The sequence below is a fragment of the Nitrospirota bacterium genome, from assembly GCA_035516965.1.
In the GTDB taxonomy this organism is placed as follows: Bacteria; Nitrospirota; UBA9217; order UBA9217; family UBA9217; genus MHEA01.
Genome location: DATIZR010000008.1, coordinates 1 through 5,445 on the forward strand (window position 1 = coordinate 1; position 5,445 = coordinate 5,445).

Annotated in this window: 4 protein-coding genes and 4 tRNA genes; 7 read left to right on the forward strand and 1 reads right to left on the reverse strand. The window is 58.1% G+C overall.

The features are described 5' to 3' along the window. The first annotated feature begins 367 nt into the window (after window positions 1-367). Complete coding sequence (locus VL197_00680) at window positions 368-1,399, forward strand: hypothetical protein (GenBank protein ID HUJ16489.1); 1,032 nt, start codon at window positions 368-370, stop codon at window positions 1,397-1,399. 118 nt (window positions 1,400-1,517) lie between these two features. On the opposite strand, the gene VL197_00685 is transcribed toward VL197_00680, so the two are convergent. Continuing rightward, entirely contained in the window at window positions 1,518-2,024 is a 507-nt protein-coding gene (locus tag VL197_00685; protein ID HUJ16490.1) for a DNA polymerase ligase N-terminal domain-containing protein, read from the reverse strand. A 135-nt stretch (window positions 2,025-2,159) separates the two neighbouring features. On the opposite strand from VL197_00685, the gene cysS reads away from it, so the two are divergent. From cysS to VL197_00715, 6 genes are all read left to right on the forward strand, one after another. Further along, the gene (gene cysS, locus VL197_00690; protein ID HUJ16491.1) at window positions 2,160-3,635 is read left to right on the forward strand and encodes a cysteine--tRNA ligase; all 1,476 of its coding nucleotides are present in this window, start codon (window positions 2,160-2,162) and stop codon (window positions 3,633-3,635) included. 81 nt (window positions 3,636-3,716) lie between these two features. Continuing rightward, window positions 3,717-4,469 carry a 23S rRNA (guanosine(2251)-2'-O)-methyltransferase RlmB gene (gene rlmB, locus VL197_00695; GenBank protein ID HUJ16492.1) on the forward strand — a complete coding sequence of 251 codons (753 nt, stop codon included), beginning with the start codon at window positions 3,717-3,719 and terminating at the stop codon, window positions 4,467-4,469. Window positions 4,470-4,696: 227 nt separating this feature from the next. Then, window positions 4,697-4,772 (forward strand) — tRNA-Thr (locus VL197_00700). 72 nt (window positions 4,773-4,844) lie between these two features. Continuing rightward, window positions 4,845-4,930, forward strand: a tRNA-Tyr gene (locus VL197_00705). 80 nt (window positions 4,931-5,010) lie between these two features. Next, window positions 5,011-5,087, forward strand: a tRNA-Gly gene (locus VL197_00710). Between the two features lie 107 nt (window positions 5,088-5,194). Continuing rightward, window positions 5,195-5,270, forward strand: a tRNA-Thr gene (locus VL197_00715). The last annotated feature ends 175 nt before the right edge of the window (window positions 5,271-5,445 follow it).

Sequence of the window (5,445 nt, forward strand, 5' to 3'; positions counted from 1 at the left end):
CGGCCGGAGGATCTCGACCTTTTCAAGCGATCCGGTCCGGGTCAAGGTGGAGCGGATCACGTTCGCAAGCTACCAGGCGCGGGAAATCGCCGGGCCGCTCAGCCTCACCTGCGACGTCGCATTGCCGGCGTAGAAATTTCAACGTCAATCGAGTATAGTGACTGATCGGTGCTCACGCCCGCGCGCTCGGCGGGACGCCGGTGACGAACAATGTCAGTGAGTTTTAAGCAGATAAGGAGCCAGAAGGTCATTGATTGGAGCGTTCAGGAAAGACCCTGATGACTTTTAAAGGAGTTGAAATAGGGTACGCTCTGAGGAGTTGTTGAAGCTGCGGCATGCATGCTCGGAAAGTCGGGAGGGAGTAACCATGGAGGAGCCAGAGAAAAAGCCGTTATCCGGAAAGCTCGTCGTGTTTCTCTTCGGGGAGACCACCCTGAATCTCGAAGCTTCCGAGATCGTCGACATTAAGACCGTGAAGAGCGCCCCGCGCTATCCAGATGTCATCCCCAAACAGAAGATCATCAAAGTTGAAAAACGCGTCTGTGACGACATCGAGGTCGGTTTTGTCGTCAAGGCATATTTGCCGGACGTCGTTGTCGTCGAAGCCTCGCTGGACATGGACGACATCCTGTCGAACAGCACCCTGGATTTCAAGCGCCGGCTCATCAACGAATGCAGAAGCGTCCTGGGAGAGTTCGGCTGCGACCCGTTGTTCGACGAAGAGTACAGCGTCTATTGCATCTCGGGCTACAGCGGCGACCCGGAGGTGTATTTATCCCTGTACGGGGACAGGCTCGCGGCCTTCCTCAAGAACGAAACGATCGAGCTCGACGAGGAAGAGGTGAGGGCCACGCTGTCGACGAACCTGAAGTACGGCAAGGACGACATCACGATCGTGGATTGGGACGGAGCGTTCATTTTCGATTCCGCCGGCGATTTCGACAGCAACATCGAGCTGTTCGAGATCGCGAACCTGCAGCTGCTGAAATCGAGGATCCTCGACTACGATCTCGATGAACGGCTTGAAAAGACCCTCCGCATGGTGACGACGTCAAAGAAGCTCCCGGTTATCCGCTCCACCGAGGTGAGGAGGGTGGTGCGCGAGATCATCGAGATCCGCACGCTTTCCATTCTCGAATCCGAGGCAGTGGAGCGCAACATCAAGCTGATCGGGGACTGGTATTCCGCGAAGCTCTATTCACTCATCTCCAGGAAATTTCATTTGGAGAGCTGGAAGGCCGAGATCAAGGAAAAACTCGATACGCTCGAGGATGTCTATACCATGGCAACGGAGAACTTCAGCGTATCCTACCGGTCCACGATTGAGTTCGTCATCCTCGGCGGGTGGTTCGTACTGCTGGTCCTCTACGTTGGGGAATTCCTGCTGACAAAAAAATGATGCAGGAAGCGGCTCCCCTTGAAAGCGGACCCGGGGCTGAAATTGCGGTTACCCCTCGAGGGCTGTCCGGCCCTGGCCAAGGCTTCTCCCCGTCGGTCTTGCCATTGATCCGTTTCGATCACTCCGTCTCGCAGGGCGGGACGCGCTCCTTCAGGCCCTTGAGCCGGGCGGGCAGCAGCTCGGACTTGATCGCGTAGTCGTCCTTTGCGTGCGCGTCCTTCTTTTTCATCAGGAGCCATTCCTTGCCCGTGCCTTTCGGCAGCCCCTTCATCTGCGCGAGCGCGAAGGCACCCTTCAGCTTTTTTCCTTTCAGTTCGAAACTGAGCTTCCCGCCCGCGAGCGCCGCGGCGGGGTCATCGGTCTCGAGCGGGATGAACTCCCCGGCGTCCCAGACGAGCACGGGCCCGGCGCCGTAGGTGCCCGCCGGGATGATCCCTTCAAAGTCGATGTACTCGAGCACATGATCCGGCACCATGACCGCGAGCCTCTTGTCTGACGGGCTCATCGAGGGCCCCTTGGGTATTGCCCAGGACTTGAGCACACCGTTGATCTCCAGCCGGAAGTCATAATGCAGCCTCGAGGCTTTATGTTCATGGACCACGAAGCGGAGCGTTTTCTGCGCCATGGCGCCTCCTGTTTGCCTGAAAAATCTTGACAAAGAGTGCGGCAATCTATAATATTCTATTTCCACACACTTTTTCTCGCTGGCCATGCCCTGTTCGCATGATTTTAGTATACCGCACGTGAGGTTGCTTCGCCCATGATCAAGCTCTACAACACGCTCTCGGGGAAAAAGGAAGAATTCGTTCCGATCGTCGATGGCAAGGTCGCCATGTATGCCTGCGGCGTGACGGTGTACGACTATTCGCACCTCGGCCACGCGCGGGGCGCGGTCATTTTCGACCTGGTGCAGCGGTATTTCCGGCGCAAGGGGTTCGATGTGAAATACGTGCGCAATTTCACGGACATCGACGACAAGATCATCAACCGCGCGAAGGAAGAGGGCGTCTCCGCCGCCGATATCGCGAAGAAGTACATCGACGCCTACCAGGAGGACATGAAGCGGCTGGGCGTGGGCAGGGCCGATGTGGAGCCGAAGGCTACGGAGCACATCAGGGAGATGATCGAGGTCGTTGAGGGCCTGGTCCGGAAGGGGCATGCCTACGTCGTCGACGGCGACGTGTACTTCCGGGTGACCAGCTTCCCGGAGTACGGCAAGCTCTCGAAGCGGAATATCGAGGACCTGAAGGCGGGGGCGCGCGTCGAGATCGACGAGCGCAAGGCCGATCCACTCGACTTCGCGCTCTGGAAGTCGTCCAAACCCGGCGAGCCGGCCTGGGACAGCCCGTGGGGGCCCGGGAGGCCCGGCTGGCACATCGAATGCTCGGCCATGGGCTTCAAGCTCCTCGGAGAGACCTTCGACATCCACGCGGGCGGCAAGGACCTGATCTTCCCGCACCACGAGAACGAGATCGCCCAGAGCGAGGCCTTCTCGGGCAAGAAGTTCGTGAACTACTGGATCCACAACGGCTTCGTCAACATCAACCAGGAGAAGATGTCGAAGTCCCTCGGCAATTTCTTCACGATCCGCGACATCCTCGACCAGTACGATGCCGAGATCGTCCGGTTGTTCCTCCTGTCGACCCACTACCGGAGCCCCATCGATTTCTCCGATTCGAACCTGAAGGACGCCCGTGCCGGACTCGACCGGTTCTATACCATGAAGGAAGGGATGCTCAAGTTCCTTGAGGGCAGAAAGCATCCGGCATCCAAGCCCGAGGACCTGGTCGAGGCCGCGGACCGGCCGCTCTACGAGAAGATCAAGAACCTCCCGAAGGCGTTCGAGGAGGCCATGGACGACGACTTTAACACCGCCTTCGCAATCGGCCTCATCTACGATCTGGTGCGGGACGTCAACAAGCTCCTGGCCGAGTTGAATGAGAAGAACCAGGACGCGGCATCTGCTCTGCTCTTCGAGGCCTCCGCATCGTTCGACAATGTCAGCAAAACGCTCGGCATCTTCCTCCGCCAGCCCGGGGAGTGGTTCAGCGAGGGCAGGCTCACGGACAGCAAGATCACGCTTCCGGTCGAGCGGATCGAGGAACTCATTCACCTCCGGAACGAGGCGCGCGCCAGGAAGGACTGGGCCGAGGCCGACCATATCCGGAAGATGCTCGATGACGGCGGCGTGGAGATCTTCGACCGCGCCGACGGCACCGTTTGGAAGCCGAAATAAGTGCGGGGCAGGCCGCGGACAGAAACCCGGGACGCTGCCGTCGCCCGATTTCCGGAAATTTCCTAGCCCGATACAACTCCCATGCAGCGAGACAAAATATTCGGCATCAATCCCGTTCTGGAGGCCCTGAAGGCGGGCAGATCGGTCCAGCGCGTCCTCGTATCCGACCAGCGGAAGAAGGACCGTGAGGTCACCGAGATCCTCCGTCTTGCCCGGGACAGCGGCGTCGAAGTGAGGATGGTGAACCGCGACGCCCTGAGCCGCGAGGCGCCGAGCGGCCTCCACCAGGGCGTTATCGCCTATACCGCGGCTCACGGCTATTCGACGCTCGACGCTGTTCTGGCTGCGCCGGCCCGGCTCGGGCAAGCGCCGCTCCTCCTGATCCTTGACGGAGTAGAAGACCCGAGAAACTTCGGGGCGATCCTGAGGACGGCCGAGGCAGCCGGCGTGCATGGTGTCATCATCCCCGAACGCCGGGCCGTCGGCTTGACGGAGACCGTTGCCAAGGCGGCAGCGGGAGCCCTTGAATACGTGCCGGTCGTGAAGGTCGTGAATCTGGTGAACACGATCGAGGAACTGAAGAAGAACGGCATCTGGATAGCCGCCGCTGAGGCCGGGGGCCAGACGACCCTGTGGCAGGCCGATTTTGCGCGTCCGATCGCCCTTGTCCTGGGCGGAGAGGATAAGGGCGTCCGAAGGCTGGTGAAAGACCATAGTGACTATGTTCTCTCCCTACCCCTCATGGGAAGGATCAGTTCGCTGAATGTTTCCGTTGCCGCAGGCGTCATGCTGTATGAGGTGTTGCGCCAGCGCAGGCAGATACAGAAGGGATAAATTTCAGAGGGAGCGTCTGGCAGCGGTCTCGCAAGAACGCTCTTCTCGACAAAACGCCCTCCTCCCGTAACCGCCCCCCTCAGAAATCTTTTTTCTTGACAAATCCATGCACAATCTCTTATAATTCCTATTCTTTGGGCGGGACAACATCTTTCTTGCCGATCATCTTGTCAAGAATATCACCATCTTACGGGGAAGTGGGGAGTGGTGCGTCCCAAGGGGTTCCCGCCACCGTAACTCAGTTGGTAGAGTAGCTGATTTGTAATCAGCCTGTCGTGGGTTCGAGTCCCTCCGGTGGCTCCATAATTTACGCAAAGAGATTGCGATTCAGCTGCGAATGAAGGTATTTCCGTAATCGTGCAGGCGTTGTGATTCGGGGAGGTGCCCGAGTGGCCAAAGGGAACAGACTGTAAATCTGTCGGCGTCAGCCTACGGAGGTTCGAAACCTCCCCTCCCCACCAGTTATGTACGTCACTGTAGATTGCGAAATGCGGATTGGGAATGTACCGAACAATTCGAAATTTAACATCTGTAATTGCATGCGGGAATAGCTCAGCTGGCTAGAGCGCAAGCCTTCCAAGCTTGGGGTCGCGGGTTCGAATCCCGTTTCCCGCTCCATAGAAACAGACAGAGGACAGAAAACAGGGTTCAATGGTCAGACAAAAGCAGCAGGGAAAGTCCTCTGGCTGACTTTTTGCGAGCCATTTTCTGTCATCTGAGTATCCGCCCATGTAGCTCAGTTGGTAGAGCACATCCTTGGTAAGGATGAGGTCAGCGGTTCAATCCCGCTCATGGGCTCCAGTGTTGCTTGGAATGGCGTTTCTTTCTTTTCCCTACAGGAGGCGGAGAGCATGGCAAAGGCGAAATTTGAGAGGACCAAACCGCATGTGAACGTGGGAACGATCGGCCACGTGGACCACGGCAAGACGACCTTGACGGCGGCCATCACGAAGGTGCTTTCCTTCAAGAACATGGC